17 protein-coding genes are annotated in these 17748 nt (G+C 42.0%); 10 read left to right on the top strand and 7 right to left on the bottom strand.

The window, feature by feature from the left end:
* Window positions 1-1032: 1032 nt before the first annotated feature.
* Both HNP77_RS08945 and HNP77_RS08940 read right to left on the bottom strand, forming a co-directional pair.
* Window positions 1033-1203: a hypothetical protein gene (locus HNP77_RS08945; RefSeq protein ID WP_184652824.1), complete on the bottom strand. Its 171-nt coding sequence runs from the start codon at window positions 1201-1203 to the stop codon at window positions 1033-1035.
* A gap of 139 nt (window positions 1204-1342) precedes the next feature.
* Window positions 1343-1678, bottom strand: coding sequence for a hypothetical protein (locus tag HNP77_RS08940; RefSeq protein WP_184652823.1), 336 nt, complete (start codon window positions 1676-1678; stop codon window positions 1343-1345).
* 308 nt (window positions 1679-1986) lie between these two features.
* On the opposite strand from HNP77_RS08940, the gene HNP77_RS08935 reads away from it, so the two are divergent.
* Together HNP77_RS08935 and HNP77_RS08930 are read left to right on the top strand one after the other, a co-directional pair.
* A complete protein-coding gene (locus HNP77_RS08935; protein ID WP_184652822.1) occupies window positions 1987-2151 on the top strand; it encodes a hypothetical protein in 165 nt (54 codons plus the stop codon).
* 346 nt (window positions 2152-2497) lie between these two features.
* On the top strand, window positions 2498-3304 hold the full coding sequence (locus HNP77_RS08930) for a hypothetical protein (RefSeq protein ID WP_184652821.1): 807 nt from the start codon (window positions 2498-2500) through the stop codon (window positions 3302-3304).
* A 336-nt stretch (window positions 3305-3640) separates the two neighbouring features.
* Here the strand turns inward: HNP77_RS08930 and HNP77_RS08925 are convergent, their stop codons facing one another.
* A complete protein-coding gene (locus HNP77_RS08925) occupies window positions 3641-4657 on the bottom strand; it encodes an omptin family outer membrane protease (RefSeq protein WP_184652820.1) in 1017 nt (338 codons plus the stop codon).
* A 50-nt stretch (window positions 4658-4707) separates the two neighbouring features.
* On the opposite strand from HNP77_RS08925, the gene uvrB reads away from it, so the two are divergent.
* Both uvrB and rpmB read left to right on the top strand, forming a co-directional pair.
* Window positions 4708-6705 (top strand): excinuclease ABC subunit UvrB, encoded by a 1998-nt coding sequence (gene uvrB / locus HNP77_RS08920; protein ID WP_184652819.1) that lies wholly within the window; start codon window positions 4708-4710, stop codon window positions 6703-6705.
* Between the two features lie 92 nt (window positions 6706-6797).
* A complete protein-coding gene (gene rpmB, locus HNP77_RS08915; RefSeq protein WP_184652818.1) occupies window positions 6798-7019 on the top strand; it encodes a 50S ribosomal protein L28 in 222 nt (73 codons plus the stop codon).
* A 131-nt stretch (window positions 7020-7150) separates the two neighbouring features.
* Here rpmB and HNP77_RS08910 read toward each other — a convergent pair whose 3' ends face one another.
* A complete protein-coding gene (locus HNP77_RS08910) occupies window positions 7151-8050 on the bottom strand; it encodes an MBL fold metallo-hydrolase (protein WP_184652817.1) in 900 nt (299 codons plus the stop codon).
* A 52-nt stretch (window positions 8051-8102) separates the two neighbouring features.
* On the opposite strand from HNP77_RS08910, the gene HNP77_RS08905 reads away from it, so the two are divergent.
* Window positions 8103-8903: a phosphodiester glycosidase family protein gene (locus HNP77_RS08905; RefSeq protein WP_184652816.1), complete on the top strand. Its 801-nt coding sequence runs from the start codon at window positions 8103-8105 to the stop codon at window positions 8901-8903.
* A 106-nt stretch (window positions 8904-9009) separates the two neighbouring features.
* The gene (locus HNP77_RS08900; protein WP_184652815.1) at window positions 9010-9411 is read left to right on the top strand and encodes a tetratricopeptide repeat protein; all 402 of its coding nucleotides are present in this window, start codon (window positions 9010-9012) and stop codon (window positions 9409-9411) included.
* A 15-nt stretch (window positions 9412-9426) separates the two neighbouring features.
* Here the strand turns inward: HNP77_RS08900 and HNP77_RS08895 are convergent, their stop codons facing one another.
* The gene (locus HNP77_RS08895; RefSeq protein WP_184652814.1) at window positions 9427-10674 is read right to left on the bottom strand and encodes a vWA domain-containing protein; all 1248 of its coding nucleotides are present in this window, start codon (window positions 10672-10674) and stop codon (window positions 9427-9429) included.
* 582 nt (window positions 10675-11256) lie between these two features.
* Between HNP77_RS08895 and HNP77_RS08890 the strand changes: the two genes are divergently transcribed.
* The 4 genes from HNP77_RS08890 (at window position 11257) to HNP77_RS08875 (ending at window position 15616) form a co-directional block, all read left to right on the top strand.
* Window positions 11257-12354, top strand: coding sequence for a hypothetical protein (locus HNP77_RS08890; RefSeq protein WP_184652813.1), 1098 nt, complete (start codon window positions 11257-11259; stop codon window positions 12352-12354).
* A 79-nt stretch (window positions 12355-12433) separates the two neighbouring features.
* On the top strand, window positions 12434-13714 hold the full coding sequence (gene prs, locus HNP77_RS08885; protein WP_184652812.1) for a ribose-phosphate diphosphokinase: 1281 nt from the start codon (window positions 12434-12436) through the stop codon (window positions 13712-13714).
* A 1-nt stretch (window position 13715) separates the two neighbouring features.
* Window positions 13716-14975 (top strand): FGGY-family carbohydrate kinase, encoded by a 1260-nt coding sequence (locus HNP77_RS08880; protein ID WP_184652811.1) that lies wholly within the window; start codon window positions 13716-13718, stop codon window positions 14973-14975.
* A complete protein-coding gene (locus tag HNP77_RS08875; RefSeq protein ID WP_184652810.1) occupies window positions 14975-15616 on the top strand; it encodes an HAD family hydrolase in 642 nt (213 codons plus the stop codon). Before HNP77_RS08880 ends, HNP77_RS08875 begins: the two co-directional genes overlap by 1 nt.
* A 94-nt stretch (window positions 15617-15710) precedes the next feature.
* Here the strand turns inward: HNP77_RS08875 and fabZ are convergent, their stop codons facing one another.
* Together fabZ and fabF are read right to left on the bottom strand one after the other, a co-directional pair.
* Entirely contained in the window at window positions 15711-16148 is a 438-nt protein-coding gene (fabZ, locus tag HNP77_RS08870) for a 3-hydroxyacyl-ACP dehydratase FabZ (RefSeq protein WP_184652809.1), read from the bottom strand.
* Between the two features lie 247 nt (window positions 16149-16395).
* Complete coding sequence (gene fabF, locus HNP77_RS08865) at window positions 16396-17640, bottom strand: beta-ketoacyl-ACP synthase II (protein WP_184652808.1); 1245 nt, start codon at window positions 17638-17640, stop codon at window positions 16396-16398.
* Window positions 17641-17748: the final 108 nt, after the last annotated feature.

Here is a 17748-nt window from a genome sequence, read left to right as displayed (position 1 = left end):
ACTTGCATGCTTAAGACGCGCCGCCAGCGTTCGTTCTGAGCCAGGATCGAACTCTCCATGATTATTCTAAAGCCCCGAAGGGCAAAAGATTACCACTTTAATTCTTCCCAAGCTTTCATTAAAAGAAATCTTTAGGTTTTCAGGATTTCTCCTGAAATCATATGCTTTCTCGTCGTACTGACATTCGTCGTATTATCTACTGTTTCTTCCGTCCCTGATGCTTTCAAAAAGCTGTTCAGCTGTTGTTGCTGAGTGATGAAGAATATATATCCGATTCGATTTTGTGTCAACAGCTTTTTAAATTTTTCTGCATTTTTTTTGAATTTTTTTTCCGATGCCGCAGACCCCTCTGTTTACGGGCCTCCCGGGGTATTTACGCGTCTGCCGGAAACGATTTTTTTATATTTTTTTTATTTTTTCTGACTTTTTTTATTTTTTTTTCACGGTTTAAGCGGAATGTCTTCGTATTTTTTCTGAGGATCCGTGTAATCCCCTGTCTGCAGCTGACAGGCTGTCAGGCTTTATGCTGTACAACCGGCTGTTAAGGCAGGCGAAACTGTCATTCCTGAAATTAACGGTATACGGATAACCTTAACCGGGACATGAAGGTATCAGTGCGGGAAACCGCCTTTTACCGGCTTCTTACGGAACTCCGGAATATACAGGACGGGATTAACCCGGTTTACGCAGCTGCAGATTTTTTTTGCGGGTCCGTGTAATCCCCTGTCTGCAGCTGACTGGCAGTCAGGCTTTGTGCTGTACAACCGGCTGTTATGGCAGGCGAAACTGTCATTACTGAAATTAACGGTATGACGGATAACCTTAACCGGGACATGACGGTATCAGTGCGGGAAACCGCCTTTTACCGGCTTCTTACGGAACTCTGAAGTATACCGGGCGGATCACCCCGGTTTACGCAGCTGCAGATTTTTTTTTGCGGATCCGTGTAATCCCCTGTCTGCAGCTGACAGGCAGTCAGGCTTTGTGCTGTACAACCGGCTGTTAAGGCAGGCGAAACTGTCATTCCTGAAATTAACGGTATACGGGTAATCTTAACCGGGACATGACGGTATCAGTGCGGGACGACGGCCAGTAAAATGAATTTACAGACTTATTCCCGTCAAAAGCTTCGCCTGCTGCATCCATATCAAAGACCCTGTTTATTCCCTTTCCGTTTTCATAAATCTGGAAAAGCTCCGCCATGTCTGGAAGACACCAGGCACTTTCATAATCAGTTCCGCTCAGGTTTGTCGCAGCAGTGCTGTAATTCCTGCAAAAATAGAAAGCCGGGAAATTTTCCTCTGTTGCGGTATCACCAGCACCTTCAGATACTTCAACCTAATCAAAGTTGCCGCTGCCGTTTCTGTCGCCGGTAAAGGTCAGGCTTTCTGCGCTTCCATCTGCAGTTTTTTTTCTGAGGATCCGTGTAATCCCCTGTCTGCAGCTGACAGGCAGTCAGACTTTCTGCGCTTTCATCTACAGGACACTGTATTGCGGTGATTGTCCAGTCGTATGCATTTGCACTGTTCAAACACCATGTACATCTGACTGCGTCGTGCTTTAAGCCCGCACCTGGAGTACGGCCTGCTGTTGTGTCTTCTCCGCTGTTCAGGCCTGTTCCCCTGCAGAAAATCAGTGCGATTGCCGCAGCAGTAAGTCGAAAAGAAATTACCGGCAAATTTTTTTAAACGGGAATGGCAAAAAAAAGGCTGCTTACGGGAACTCATGGAGCATGCCGGGCGGGACCGGAAGGGGCGCGGAGCGCGTCCGGAGCAGTTTCTGCGGAGGACCGGCCGGGAGGGTAAGCCCTGTAGGGCCCGTTGAGATACACGCGCATTCCCTTTTCTTTTACCTGCCGGGGTGGATTCTGAGTGTTCCCCGCCTCTGTAAAATTACGGTTAAAAGTTAGAATTCCGGAAAAATGCGTGTTATAATGATTTTACGGTGCTTTTTGTGCCGGATTTTTTATTTTAAGAGGTTACTGCTATGAAAATTATGTACAAGGTTGTTCTGGCATCTTTTGCGGCTGCAATGCTTGCCGGTTGTGCTTCTGCAAAGGTAGAGGAAGAGGCTGCTGCTGGAGAAACTGTTATCGAACAGACAGAGGAAGCTGTTGAAACGGTTCAGTCCGGAATAGGTTACGAAAAATAATTTTTTTTGACGGTTTTTCGAATTACATCCGTTAATGTCATTTTTTTACCCCGACATTTTAGTGCCGGGGTTTGTTTTTTTTTACAGTTCAGGCAGGGAAAACGAGTAATTTTCTGCGGATTTCTCTGAACCTGCAGTTAACGGTGAAAAAATACAGAAACATGCACTGATAAAGTCAGAAAAAATTTTTTGAAAAACTTGATTTTGTATTTTTTTGCAATACAGTAATGAGGACTTTATTTTAAACTTTTGTTTGCAAAAATAACGGTTTTCTAATAAAGTTTAAAAGATGCTTTATGCATCAACAAAATAAAGGGCTTTAAAGCCTGACTTCTAAGGAGAAGATATGAAATTTTCAAAGGTTCTTTTAGGTAGTGCTGTTCTTGCAGCTGCTGCAATTGGTTTTATGGGTTATGCTGACGATGATGATCCAAACGACATGATCTCAGGAAGCAACAACAACTACTCTATTGAATATACAAACGACTCAACAACTAAAACAAGCCGCGGTTACAATTCTACAAATCTTAAACATGCAGGATCACTTGTAAAAGTAAACTTCGATGCAAGTTCTACCACACAGGGCGGTGTAATGGGAATGATTTTTGATCTTCATGACGGAGAGGACGGAAAAGACTTCGCTGTTGTCGGATTAAGAACTACATCATCAGGCGCAGAATACTACGTTTCATACTACACAGGAGTAACAAATCTTCAGGGAGACAACTTCGGAGCAGAATATGAATCAAGAGGAGTAACATACAACAAAGACTCTGTAGCAAAGGAAACAGTAATCAAGGATGCATTTACTACTCTTAGCAGTTCGTATGTAGACACTACCGACGGAACAACAGTTTACGTTTACTTCGTTGAAACTGAAACTGCAGATGCAGACTTCGACTACAATGTATACTTCCTTCCAAAATCTGTAGCTGAAACTGTGGATGACGTTGACAGCAATGGAAACCTCCTTGATTCAGAAGGCTCACCTCTTAATATCAGCTCATGGCTTGCTGCTACAGTTGACACTTCTTACACAACAAAAACACAGAACAAATTTGCCGTATATGCAAATGTTTATGCCGGAAGCACTGTAAAAGGTACATGGGAACTCCTGGAAACTTACAAAGCTGCTGACGTTGTAGAAGACTAATTCTTCTGAAATTCAGTAAAAGAGACTGTCTTAGGGCAGTCTTTTTTTTTGGGGCTGTCCAAAAAGTTCAAAAAGTGTCATTTTCGGGCTTAACCCGAAAATCCATTTAATTACAATACAAGAGATTGCCGTGTCGAGCACGGCAATGACTCATACTGAACGCTACGCCACATCTAGTTCTATAGATTCCGAATCACACATTCGTAGCAGGTGCGTGCGAATGTGGCGTAGCGTTCGGAATGACACTAGGATAAAGTTCGGAATGACACTAAGATGAAGTTCGGAATGATATCAGGATGTAAACTTATTGGTCATCCCCTTTTTTTTGGAACAAACTTAAAATCTGTAACTTAAGGAAGAAGTAAAACACCAGGTTTTATTTGAAAAGCCGCCGTCCTGTCCTGATCTTTCAGTTCCGCCTTCATCAAATTCAAGAAGCTGTTTTCCGCGGGTAGTTTCAAAAACGTAATATGCAAGGTTAAGGTTCAGGGTAATTCTGGAAGATAATTCAGTCTTTATTCCTGCATAAAAATCATAGGAACGACATACATTGTAAATATAATCACAGGTTTCATAATAATCTCTTGAGCCAAGATGCCTGTCTGCGGCAAGAACAAAGGTAAAGGGATAAAGGTCAGCTCCGGCAAAGACTGAAAAAGAGGACTTGAGTTTTTTAGAAAGCTCCAGCCCCGTAAACACGGCGGTTTTACGAACATAATAATTTATTCCTGCAAGATGATACTTTCCATCCGGAAAATAATGAGACCAGGGGGAATTCCAGGGATAGGTATATCCGTCCGTAGTCCACTTTGAAGAACCATACCAGCCGTAACCGTTTCTTGCCTTATAATGCACTGAAGAATAACGGAAACCAAACCTCGGCTGAATTTCTGCTGACCAGGGAAGCTTTACCTTATATGCAAAGTACGTTTCTGCCGAAAAGTTTTTTATTCCTCCTCCGGAAAAAGGAGAATCAAGAGTACAGTCAAATTTTGAATAATTAAACTTGACCCCGGAAGAAGTCCAGTCAGAATCACTCATCCAGGAAGAATTATAGGGAAACGTAAAGTCAAAGTCGGCGGAAAAAATAAAACAGTTTCCGGAATCAGTCCTGAGCTGCCCCTGAGTTCCTATGCCTGCAGACATTACTGCCTTTTCGTTCCATTCAAGGAGACTGCACACTTTGTTTTTATCAGTATTAAAAGTTCCGGAAAAATAAAGGATTTCTTCTGTAGTTGAATTTCTGAATGAATACCTCGGGCCAATACTCAGGGAAAATTCTGCTGCAAAAAGATTTGCGGTTAAAAAAAACAGCAGCAGCTTAGTAAAGTATTTTTCTGAAGTACGATTCATGCTATAATCGTAGCACTATTTTGTAATTTTTTCATAGCCGGAGATTCAACATGCGCAGATTTAAAGTTCACTCACCTTATGAACCTTCAGGAGACCAGCCGGAAGCTATCCGAAAACTGGCAGAGGGATTTCTAAGGGGAGACAAATACCAGACACTGAAAGGCGTAACGGGCTCCGGAAAAACATTCACCATGGCTAAAATAATCGAAGCGGTACAGCGTCCTACCCTTATAATAAGCCACAATAAAACCTTAAGCGCACAGCTTTACCGGGAATTCAAGACATTCTTTCCGGAAAATGCAGTCGAATACTTTGTAAGTTACTATGACTATTACCAGCCGGAAGCTTATGTTCCTGCAAGAGACCTTTACATTGAAAAAGACGCAGCTATAAACAAAGAAATAGACAGCCTCCGTCTTGCGGCAACCTATGCCCTTATGGAAAGACGGGACGTAATAATCGTTGCAACAGTCAGCTGCATATACGGCCTGGGAATGCCGGATTTATACAAAGAAATGCGTACCCACATAAGCAGGGGTGAAGAACTGGACGTCCACAAACTGGCACAAAAGCTCATAAGCGTTCAATATCAGAGGAATGACGCCGTTCTTGAAAGGGGAAATTTCCGCATAAAGGGAGACACGATAGAAGTTTTTCCGCCATACATGGAAACAGACCAGGCTTACAGAATTGAAGTTGACTTTGATGAAGTTTCAAGGATCAGAAGATTTGACGTACTGAACGGCACGGCTGTTGAAGAACTGGATGAACTTTACCTGTATCCTGCAAAACACTTTGTCGTTCCTGAAATCATGCTGCAGCAGGCTACAGAAAGAATAAACGCAGAACTTGAACAGAGACTTGAAGAGCTGAGGGCCCAGGGAAAAATGCTTGAAGCCGAGCGTCTAAAAACCCGTACAACCTACGACATAGAAATGATGAAGGAAATGGGCTACTGTTCCGGAATTGAAAACTATTCAGCACCAATTGCAAACAGAAAGCACGGAGATCCGCCTGCTACCCTGCTGCACTATTTTCCTGATGATTTTCTGTGCCTAATAGACGAAGCCCACGTAACGGTTCCTCAGATAGGTGCAATGTACGAAGGAGACAGAAGCCGCAAACAGAATCTTATTGACTTTGGATTCAGGCTGCCAAGTGCACTGGATAACAGACCTCTTAAAGCGGACGAATTTACAGCAAAGATGAACCAGGTCATCTATGTAACGGCAACGCCCCGTAAGGAAGAAATAAAACAGTCTACTCAGATAGTAGAACAGTTAATCCGCCCTACAGGACTTCTGGACCCGATAGTTGAAGTCAGGCCAAGCGAAGGTCAGATGCAGGATATTTTTGCGGAAGTTACGGCAAGAATTAAAAAAGGTGAACGTTCCCTGCTGCTTACCCTTACAAAAAAAATGGCGGAAGATCTTACTGACTACCTTACGGAACTGGGAATAAAATGCAAATACATTCACTCAGAAATCGACACCTTTGAGAGAGTTGAAATCCTCAAGTCCCTGAGAACCGGAGAAATTGACGTTCTAATCGGCATCAACCTGCTGAGGGAAGGAATAGACCTGCCGGAAGTAAGCTTTATAGCACTTCTTGATGCAGATAAAATCGGTTTTTTGAGAAGCACTACGTCACTGATTCAGATAATAGGACGGGCTGCACGCAACGCAGAAGGAATGGTCGTGATGTATGCAGACCGAATGAGTGACGCAATGAAAGAAGCCATTGACGAAACAAAACGCCGCCGTTCAATTCAGGAAGCTTACAATAAAGAGCATGGAATAACTCCGAAAACCATAAAAAAGGCAGTTGAAGACATTCTTGTACATGAGAAGACAGACGCAGAAGAAACGGCCCAGGTAAATCTTGCAGTTCTGAAGAAAAGTGCAAATCTTTTTGTTCCGGCCCAGAGAAAAAAACTGCTTACCGCCCTCCGGAAAGAAATGGAAGACTGTGCAGAACGGCTTGATTATGAACAGGCGGCCGTCATTCGTGACCAGATCCTTGAGATCGAAAAAACATACGGAAAATAACAGAAGCAGGCGCAGTTGTTTTGCCATTGACTAAACAGAAGGATTTATATAAAATCCTATAACTTATTGAATTCTTTTAGGTAGGTAACAAAATGTCAAGAACATGTGATATTTGCGGAAAGCACCCGATTCACGGAAACAAAGTAAGTAAGTCATACAACCACACACGCCGCCAGTGGAAGCCTAATCTTGTAAAAGTAAAGACTGTTATCGGCGGAACAAGTATGACACTCAAGATCTGCACACAGTGCCTTAAGAGTGACTTCATCACAAAGAAAGTTTCAGTTCCAAAGCCAGCTGCAGAAGCAAAATAAGCATATCCTGCTTGCAGAAGACCGTCCTGACAGAAGGACGGTTTTTTTATGCCCTAAGAAGAACTTCTGTCAGAAAAAGGTATTTGCTTTCTTTAAGTAACCGTCATGAAAAGTTAAAGTTCAATATTCATTCAACATTCAATAAAAAGAGTATCATAGGCAGGCCCTACACTTCCGCCGGTACGCACCCTCTCCTTCAGCACAGGATAATCTTCCAGCCGGGAAGAAACATAGCGCTCCACCTGAACGTGACTCATATTGTGGGTCATGTGAATAAACCAGGTATGCACGGGATTTAAAACCTGAGCACAGCCGAGAGCCTGTTCGAAGTTAAAATGAGTAGAATGAGGTTCCCTGCGGAGGGCATCAATCACAAGATGGTCCGGAGTGCCGCAGCAGGACTTTATCAAATCAATGGAGGACTGGGGAATACAGCTGCAGTCCGTAAGATACGCAATGCTTTTTTTAACGCCGGAAATTTTTTTTATAAAAAGATAGCCTGTTACCCGAAGACTTCCGTGCATCAGGGGTACGGGGATTATCTCAAGCTGCCCTTCCCTGATCGGATTGTCCTTTCCGTAAGGTGCAACATCCACGAGATTAATTTTAGGCTTACCGCCACCTTCCTTTACGGGAGTAAAAATATAGTCAAATCTGTTTTTCGTATCACGGATGCAGTTTGAGTCTGCATAAATCCGCAAACCGCTGCCGTGAGTTTCATTGTTTTTCTGGGGAAAAGACGGATCTACAGCCCTTGTGTGACTGAAAACCCTTAAATCATCCAGACCGTTAAGATGATCAGCATGGGAATGAGTTACAAAAACTGCACTTACTTTAGAAATACCAGCCCTTAAAGCCTGAACCCTGAATTCAGGACCAACATCTATTAAAAAAGCGGAATCTCCGTCTTCAAGATAGGCACTGCAGCGGTATCTTTTATCCCTCTCATCATCAGAACGGCATACACTGCAGGTACAGCCTATAACAGGAACGCCATGACTGGTTCCTGTTCCTAAAAAAGTAAGTTTCATATAAAATGATTTTAATATTTTCCTGTATTCATTTAAAGTATAAATAACGGCAATGAAAAGAATAATATGGATTTTAAGCCTCTGCCTGGCCATCAGCGCATGCGCTACATCAAATAACCTGACGGTTCAGACAGAAGCAGCACATACGGAGAATTTCCTCATTTTTCAGCCTGAATGGGAGACTGACAGAGACTTTCCCTGCATGAGCACTGCCAGTTTCAGAAGCAGGAAGTTTCCTCTTAAGTACACAATTGTAAAGCTGGACCTGAATGCAGAAGATACGGAAATAATAATTGACTGCAATAAAAGTTCTGTAAAAAAATTTGCCTCTGAAAACAACTGTCTTCTGGCACTAAACGCAACCCCTTTTGGAAAACAGCCGGCAGAAATCGTTATAAGAAATAAAGAAAAACTTTATCCCCCTGAACCAAAATATTCAGCACTGGCTTTCTTTAAAGAAACAAAAGGCTGGTCTGCCCGGATAGCCTTAAGCCAGGAAGATGAAATCCTTGAAAAGGCAGATATTGCGGCAGGAGGTTTCTTTACGATTCTGGCAGAAGGAAAATGCGTAAAACAGTATATACACACGGACGACGCACGCATTGCCGCCGGAACAGCTGAAAACGGCAGGATTCTTTATATTCTTGCGGTAGACGGAGGCATATTTTCCGGCAGCAGGGGGCTTTCTTTTTTAGAATGTGCGCTTATATTCAAACAGCTGGGCTGTGATTATGCAATAGAATTTGACGGCGGAAACTCTACTGAACTGTGCATTCACGGAAAAAGAATCACAAAAATTCCTTTTTTAAGAAAGCAGCTGGTTCACATAGGCTTCAGGCCTGAACAGATGTAACATCCCGGGAAAAAAATTGTTTCTACGGTCAGGTATGGAAGTGAACTTCAAAAAACAACGGCTTTTGAGGTTTCCATTACAAAAAAAAGATTATATAGTTGGTGTTATGAAAAAATCAGTTTTATTTGGAATCATGCTTTTATCAGCTTCTCTCGTCATTTCATGCAAAAGTACCAGGGTTGAACCGGCCCCGGAAGCTGATGACAGGGAAATAATTCAGATGGCACAGACTGCATATGAAAAAGGACACTCCGATGATGCAGTTTATTATTATGAAACAGTAATCAAAAGGTTCGGAATTGATACTGCAGTGTATACGGAAGCCCGCTTTGAAATTGCCCACATCTACCTTAAGGAAAAAAAATACGATAAGGCTGCTCCGATTTACGAAGAAATCATCGAAATCTACAGAAATACAACTCCGGGAACTCTGAAAGGTGCCTTTCAGAAACTTGCTGTAAACGATTACGCAAAAATTCCTGAGTCATATAAAACAAAAACAGAATAATCAGACAGAAATCAGTCAGGGAAGAATTATGCAGTCACAGGATACGCCTTTAGAGGAAGCCAGGTCTGCAACGATTTCCCGGCTGATTTTTTTTGGTCCCCTCGGTACGTCATGAGCAGGAGCATCACCTATGAGTATTATCTTTTTCTGAGCATCTTCACGCCAGTCAAGGTACTTTAAAGAGGCATAAAGAGCTTCATAAACTGCCTCCGGAACATCTCCGCCCTCGTTTCCCTTTATGTATACTCCGTCAATATTCCGGTAGAACACCTTCATGTCCCTGGTAAAATGAAAAATCTTAACAGGAAGATTCTTATACAGATATGAATCTCCAAAATCCCGGTAAAGCACCAGGGCAACCCTTAAATCCGTGTAGGAAGGATATTCCTTTATAAACTGAGGAAGCCAGACTGTCCTCAGAACGTTCAGTTCGTCTACCATGCTGCCTGTGGTATCTATTGCAAAAACAAGGTCTGCCTTTTTTGATTTATCCAGTTTTCTTATTATGGAATCCACGTCTTTTTTTAATGAAGCAGTACCTTCGGAATAAATGACGTTTCCTCCGGAATCTCCGGCAATTTCATTAAAGGAAGCGGCCGTATCAGGATTATATTTTTCGTCAAGAACAGGAGCTGCTTCTTCCGGTAATTGAGGCGGTTCAGTCTTTTTTACGGGAGGTTCAGAAACAGGGGCCTTAAAACTGAACATGAAGGGATTATCCTGAAAAGTTCCTTCATAATCACCGTATTTTTTTGAAAACGTGCGGATATTAACAAATGTATTATTGCCTACGGTTACAGTGCCGTTTCTGGACCAGGGATAACCGTATACAAGTACCGGCGGAATAAAAATGCAGAAACTGTCTCCAAGTCTGGAATGTTTTACTGCGGTTGAGGATATGAGGGTATATCTTGCGTATTCGGAATCAAGGACTTTACCGTTGAGGATACGGATTTCGTCTCCGTTGTAAGAATTATAGGAAGAGGCCCTGTATGCAAAATTATCCATCTTTCCTTCAGGATCTTTTGCAGTTTCACAAAGCATTACGCTTTCTACAGCCGGCAGTTTGCGCACATAAAGAAGATATCCGTCAAAGATTCCTTCCGGTGAATAATGTCTCTCTATGGAAAGGTCATTCTGAGTAACTACAAGTTCCGGATAAACCGGAATTCTTTTTTGAGAGGACTGATCTGTCTGAGAATATGCAAATGACGGATAAAGCAGCAGTAAAAGCCCTAAAAGAAAATTCCTACACTTCCTCATAGTAAGAATTTCGGCATTTCTTTAGGAATTCTTGAAACAAGACATAAGGGCATCTCTAGAAATCCACTAATGTGTATTTCTAGAAAATGCCGACGAGTTTTAAGTCGTTGTAATGTCACGACTTAAAACATCGCTCTTTCAGAAGTTAGGGGATGTCCAATAAGTATGAGTCATTGCCGTGCTCGACACCCTGTCATTGCCGCACTTGATGCGGCAATCTCATGCAGGGGGATTTTCGGCTCAAGCCCGAAAATGACACTTTATAAAAAGTTGAAAATGACACTTATAAAAAGTTGTTGACAGCCCGAAAATGACAGTTTTTGAACTTATTGGACAGCCCCTTCCCATAAACATAAAAAATATAAAGAAATTTTATACTTTTACCGGCTAAAAAAAGCTTCTGAAACCTTGAAATCGTTATCATTTATTGTATACTTAGATTGGGCGAGAGTTGATTAAAAAAAGTTTATATTCACCGGTCATTTTTACAGTCATAAATAAGACGGCTTCTTAAAAAATCACAGGATTTTTTTTATCCGCTCATGCCCTCATAATATAAGACATAATATAAGAAGGGACAAAATGGAAAATATTGCTCTTCAAGATTTTGAACAGGTCAGTATTGATGAATTTTTTGACAAGGAAGACCTGGTAAGTTCAATTCCTGACGGCATCATAATCTTTACTCCGCATCAGCAGGATCTGATAACAAATCTTATCTCGGAACTGAGTAAAGAGAATCCAGATAAAGTCGAGCGCATTCAGAGCAGGCTTAACGATGTTGAAAACCTTGCCAAAGCCATTGCACGGTTTCCGTCACTGCTGGAAAAAGCAAACCTTACTTCTTCAATGCGTACGCCGGAAACTCTTATTGAAAGCATAATTTCATACCAGGAAGACGGTGATACGACACTTCACATGCCTTCAAAGGCTACTTTGGGAAAAGGATTCCTCATCACAAAGATTCACACTTTCTACTCAATGGAAAAACTTGCCAGAAACTATACTTCCATGACTGAAAAACAGGTAAAGGAATACTCTGACGAAACTACATCCATGATGTTTACGCTTATGGCGGAAGATGTTTATCTGAACCTCATCAAGGACAAGACCATATCCATGGAACTGAGGCGTCAGATTGCAAACCTTCTCATAATCCTCTGGGAACACAGAAGCGACCAGACAATTTCTGACATAGCACCCGTACTTCAGACCGTATGGAATGCCCGCCGCCGTCTTGCTCCTGCCTTCGGTACAATGATGGGAACAAGCGAGCTCATCATGGTAAGCATGCAGGCTGATGAAAACTGGGCATCGTTCATAAAAAACAAGCTTTCTACAACGGAAGTTTCTCAGGCAATGGAAGAATTTCTCTTCGGAATTTCTCATGAGCAGGTTCTTAAGCTTAAGGACATCCTGCGCAACCAGGGCGTTAAATCCATCGGTCGTGATGAAGTAGGTGCTTATCTTGGAGAACGTGTAAAAACAGACGTAAGCCTTGATTACAGAGACTTCTACCTGCTTTATACGGTACGGCGCGACAATGCCCGTGCAAGAAGAAGACTTCATCTTGAAGGACCAAAAGCCACTCTTGAGGACTTCTTCATAAAGTTCATCATGGAATCCAATATGGAAAAACAGAAAAAAGACGCCCTTGCAAGAACTTCTGAGGATGACTGAACTGCCGTTTACCTTGAATTCGACCTGCATAAACAGTAGAATATGTGCATAAAAAAATTCACTTATAGGGGAAAGAATAATGCCGTATTCTGATCCAACTGATCTGGCCATCGTTGCCTGTCCTGGTGGTGAAGCTTTTGCAAATGAAGTTATCACTCACCTGCGCCACATGTACAAACATCGCTACACTCTCAAGAACGATGTTATTTCGAAACGCTACGACGTAGACAAATCCAAGCTTGTAGAACAGGCTAATCTTTACAACGACCTGTTTACTCCGGATTTGTGCATTCGTGGAAGTACCGACAAGTATCGTGCTCCTTCATTCAAAGTAAACGCTTCATTCACCTATTTTGCAAACGGTGAGTACAAATGCGAACTTCAGGAATGTATCCGCGGAAAGGACGTATACATTTTCCAGGATGTAGAAAACCACGAACCTATTTCCATGAATAACGGAAAGAACGTTATGCGCCTGAGCGTAAATGATCACGTTATGGGTCTTCTGGTTGCAATCGATGCAATCCGTCAGGCCGGTGCAAAATCAATGACACTGGTTCTTCCGGTATACCCTTATTCAAGACAGCACAAAAAGAAGGGTCGGGAAGGTCTTACAGCTTCCCTTCTCGGACATATTTATGAAAGCATGGAAGTTAAGAGAATCATTACCCTTGACCTCCACAGCCGTGAAATCGTAAATGCATTCAGCCACACTCACTGTGAGAACCTGCATGCTTCTTACCAGATTATCCGCGAACTTGCAAAAGTAATAGATCTTTCTAAGGAAGACCTTGTTGTCGTATCTCCTGACACAGGTGCAATCGACCGCAACAAGTTCTATGCTACAGGCCTTAAAAAGCCTCTCGCAATGATTTATAAGGAAAGAGACTATTCTGTAGTTACTCAGGACGCTAAAAATACAAACATAAAGAGCGTTAAGCTTTTAGGTGACGTTAAGGGTAAGGTTGCATTCCTTGCTGACGACATGCTGGGTACCGGCGGTACTCTTCTTAAAGCCATGGGATTCCTGCACGAACAGGGAGCTACAAAGGTAATTGCAGCAATAAGCCTTCCGTTCTTTACAGGAAATGCCATCGAACAGTTTGATGAAGCTTACAAACAGGGACTTTTCTACAGAATCATCGGTACAAATGCCGTTTATCACGAAGAACTTCTTAAACGTGAATGGTATATCAGTACAAACGTTTCAGGTCTCTTTGCAAATGTAATTACACGCCTTCACCATAATCAGTCACTGGGAGAACTTCTTGACAACCGTTCAATCATTGACAAGCTTATGAAAGTTTCTAAGCCGGCTGAAAAAGATTCTGAAAAAGAAAATACAGAGGCTAAGGCTTAAAATGAAAAACGTACTTTGTGCCGACATAGGAACCTCTTCTCTTAAGGCTGCCGTAATCAGCGAAGACGGAAGCGTCCTTGCATACAGCCGCAGGAAATTCCTTCTGAAAAGCACAAAGTATGCTTCAAAAGAATGGTTTCCGTCTCTTGTAAATGCCTGCCAGGAGATGTTTGCCAACAATCCGGACGTTAAAGTAAATGCCATCTGCATAAGCGGTAACGGTCCAACCCTGACAGCTTCTACAGGAGAAACCCTTCTATGGAATGAGGATGCGGATGAAAGCATTTCTTATTCCGGAAAATCCCTTTTTATACCAAGACTTCTTACTTTTAAGAACAGAATGCCTGATATATGGAACTCTGCTGAGACCATATTTTCTTCAACGGAATACATGATTTATCTTCTTACGGAAAGCAAGGTAACAATCATTCCTGAGAACAGGTTTGTAGACTTCTGGTGGAACAGGGATGAACTTTTAAAATCCGGCTTTACGGAAGCGGACTGTAAAAAACTGCCGCAATTTTATTTTTCAGGCAGCATGGCAGGAAGGCTTACCCGCAAGGCAGAATCTTTCTTTTCTTTTGAAAATAACGGAATCACTGAAGGTACCCCTGTATACTGCGGTGCTCCTGACTTTGTTTGTGCGCTGGCAGGAACTGCAACCCTTAATCCGGGAGTTTTATGCGACAGGGCCGGTTCAAGTGAGGGAATAAACCTCTGTACACCTTCCCCGATATTTTCTGATAAAATCCGTACAATGCCATCCGTTGTTCCGGGGCTGTGGAATGCAGCAGTTCTTTATAAAGAATCCGGTTCCAGATATTCAGCCTTCAAAAAAAAGGTTGAGCGGGAAGCAGGACATGAATTTGAACACAATGACCTTGTACACAAATGTCTTACAGCTGACGGATCGGATCCTACTTATTCAGACGGGAAGTATCTTCTTACTCAGATTGCACTGGACGTACGCAACGCCATCGACATTCTTAAGGACGCTTCAAAAAACGCAAGTTTTGACTTTCCGAAAGAAATTACCATTACAGGCGGACAGGCTGCAAATGATGAATGGAACCAGCTCAAGGCAAACATAACGGGACTTACCATAAAAGTACCTCTGTGTCATGATGCGGAACTTACAGGATGTGCAGTATTTGCCTTTACCGGAATGAAAGTTTTTGAAAACATTACACAGGCTTCCATGACGCTTTCTAAAGCTGCCAAGGTTTTTACCCCTCAGGATGAACAGAAAGCCGGTATCTGATGAAAATTTATAAAATTCCACAAATACTTAAGACAATCATATTTGATATCGACGGAACTCTTTATACCAGTGATGAATATGTCAAAGAACAGGTAGATGTACAGATAAGGCACTGGTCTGACGTAAACGGATGGCCCCATGAAGAAGGACGGAAGAAAATCGCAGATTTCAGGGCAGAATGGAGCCGCAATCATAACGGACAGAAAATAAGTCTTGGAAATGCTTTTACTCATTTTGGAGTTGATATTGAAACTTCAATTGAATGGAGAAACCAGCTTTTAAAACCTGAACTGTATATTCATGAAAATCCGGCAGTTACGGAAGTCCTTAAAGCCTTAAAGAAAAAATACTTTCTTATAGCCGTAACAAATAATCCGAAAACCGCCGCTTACAACACCCTTAAGGCAATAGGCGTTGAAAAAATCATTACTGAAATAATCGGACTTGATTCCTGCAAAAAATCAAAACCTTCGGAAGAAGTTCTGTCCCTTGCCTGTAAAACAGCAGGCTGCAGCGCAGAAGAATGCCTTTCTGTAGGTGACAGGTTTGATATTGACCTTGCCCTTCCCCTTGAAAAAGGAATGGGAGCCGTTTTAGTTGACGGAGCAGAAGATCTTATTGAACTGGGAAAGGTTATTTAATTCCGGAAAAAAAACAATAGAAAAAAAAACGGAAAGAGGCCGAATTAAAATCAACGTCTTCCCGTTTACAATTTACCGTTTAAATTTTACAGTTTTATGCCTGCTGTCCAGAACCTACAAGGCACATCCATTCAGCCTGGGCACAGAGGGTATCTCCCACATAGGCTTTTCCACTCTGAACTACCATGTTTGGTGTTGCACGCTTGTTTGTTACTTCCATGCGTACTGTATCACCAGGGCGAACCTGATGCTTAAACTTAACGTTATTTACTGTAGCAAGGAAGAAAAGGCTTCCTTCCTTAAACTTTTTCTGAAGGCTTAATGCAGCTCCACCGCCCTGAGCCATTGTTTCTATAAGAATAACTCCAGGAACTACCGGATATTCAGGAAAATGACCTTTAAAAAAGAAATCTTCTTCCGTAAATTTGCGTGTACATACACAGCCGTTTTCATCGTAGCTGTCAATAGAATCTACAAAAAGGAAAGGTTTTCTGTGGGGTAAAAGAGATTCAATATCTGTGAATTTTTCCATTATTTTTCTCCTAAGGTTTTATGCAATGATTTTACCGTATTTTTTTACAAAAGTCATTGCAGTTTTTTTCTGTTGATGCATAAAAAAACTGCCTGACCAATAAGTTCAAAAAGTGTCATTTTCGGGCTCGAGCCGAAAATCCCCCTGCATGCGATTGCCGCATCAAGTGCGGCAATGACAGGGTGTCGAGCACGGCAATGACTCATACTTATTGGTCATTCCCCATTTATTCAGATATAAGAAAGAATTACTTTACTTTCTTGAACACGAGACAACCGTTATGTCCGCCAAATCCAAAGTTTGCACTCATTGCAACATCAACGTTCATGTTGAGGCCGTGGTTTGGAGTATAATCAAGGTCACATCCGCCTTCTACGTCAACTTCATCAAGATTGATTGTAGCAGGAATGTATGAATCCTGGATTGCCTTTATACAGATCATTGCTTCAAGAGAACCTGCATTTCCGAGACAGTGACCTGTCATAGACTTTGTAGAAGAAATGTGAAGTTTCTTTGCTGCATCACCGAATGCGATGTGAAGCATTTTTGTTTCTCCGGAATCATTAAGGTGTGTTGAAGTTCCGTGAGCGTTGTAATATGTAACTTCTTCAGGTTTTACGCCTGCGTCTTTCATTGCAATAGTCATACATTTTGCACCTGGAATTCCGTTTGGGTTTGGTGCTGTAAGGTGATAACCGTCTGTTGATCCGCCGTAACCTGCAACTTCTGCATAAATCTTTGCACCGCGTGCTTTTGCATGTTCGTATTCTTCAAGAACAAGAATTGTTGAACCTTCACCCATGATAAAACCATCGCGCTGCTTATCAAACGGACGGCTTGCTTTTGACGGATCATCAACCCACTTAGAAGAGAGAGCGTGGAGCATTGTAAATCCAAGGTTACCGTAACCACACTGAGTAGATTCAGCACCACCTGCAAGGATTACATCATAGCGGCCGCAGCGGATCTGATCGAGAGCATCACCGATAGCATCTGTTCCTGAAGCACATGCAGTTGCTACTGTATGAGTTGCTCCATGAAGACCGAATGCAAGACTGATGTTTCCGGCAGCTTCATTAGGAATAAGTTCAGGAATAGTCATTGGAGGCATACGTGTATAATTTGATTCAAAATAAGCCTTCATTGTGTTTTCTGTTACTTCGAGACCACCGATACCTACACCAAGATAAACTGCTGTATCTTCAAGAATGTCAGCTTTTCCGAGAAGGTCTGAATCTTCAAGAGCCATTTTTGCAGCAGCTACAGCATATCTTGAGAAAAGACCCATTTTGCGGGCTGCACTTGAATCCATATATTTTGAAGCATCAAAGTTCTTTACTTCTGCAGCATACTTAACCTTAAAAGGTGTTGCATCATAACGTGTAATTGCAGCAACTCCACTCTTGCCGTCTTTAATTGCCTGCCATGTTTCATCAACTGTGTTACCTACAGGACTGATACAACCTAAACCGGTTACTACTACTCTACGCATCTGTTAGTTCTCCTTAATAAATCAACATTCAGTTTGACAAAATATCAAAAAATGTCATTTTGTAAAATATTACAGTAAAACTTTTTTTTATGCAATAGGGAAAAACAT

This window comes from Treponema rectale, from assembly GCF_014202035.1.
GTDB lineage: Bacteria > Spirochaetota > Spirochaetia > Treponematales > Treponemataceae > Treponema_D > Treponema_D rectale.
Note: the sequence above shows the minus strand (reverse complement) of the source record. Positions and strands in the feature narration are given on the sequence as shown.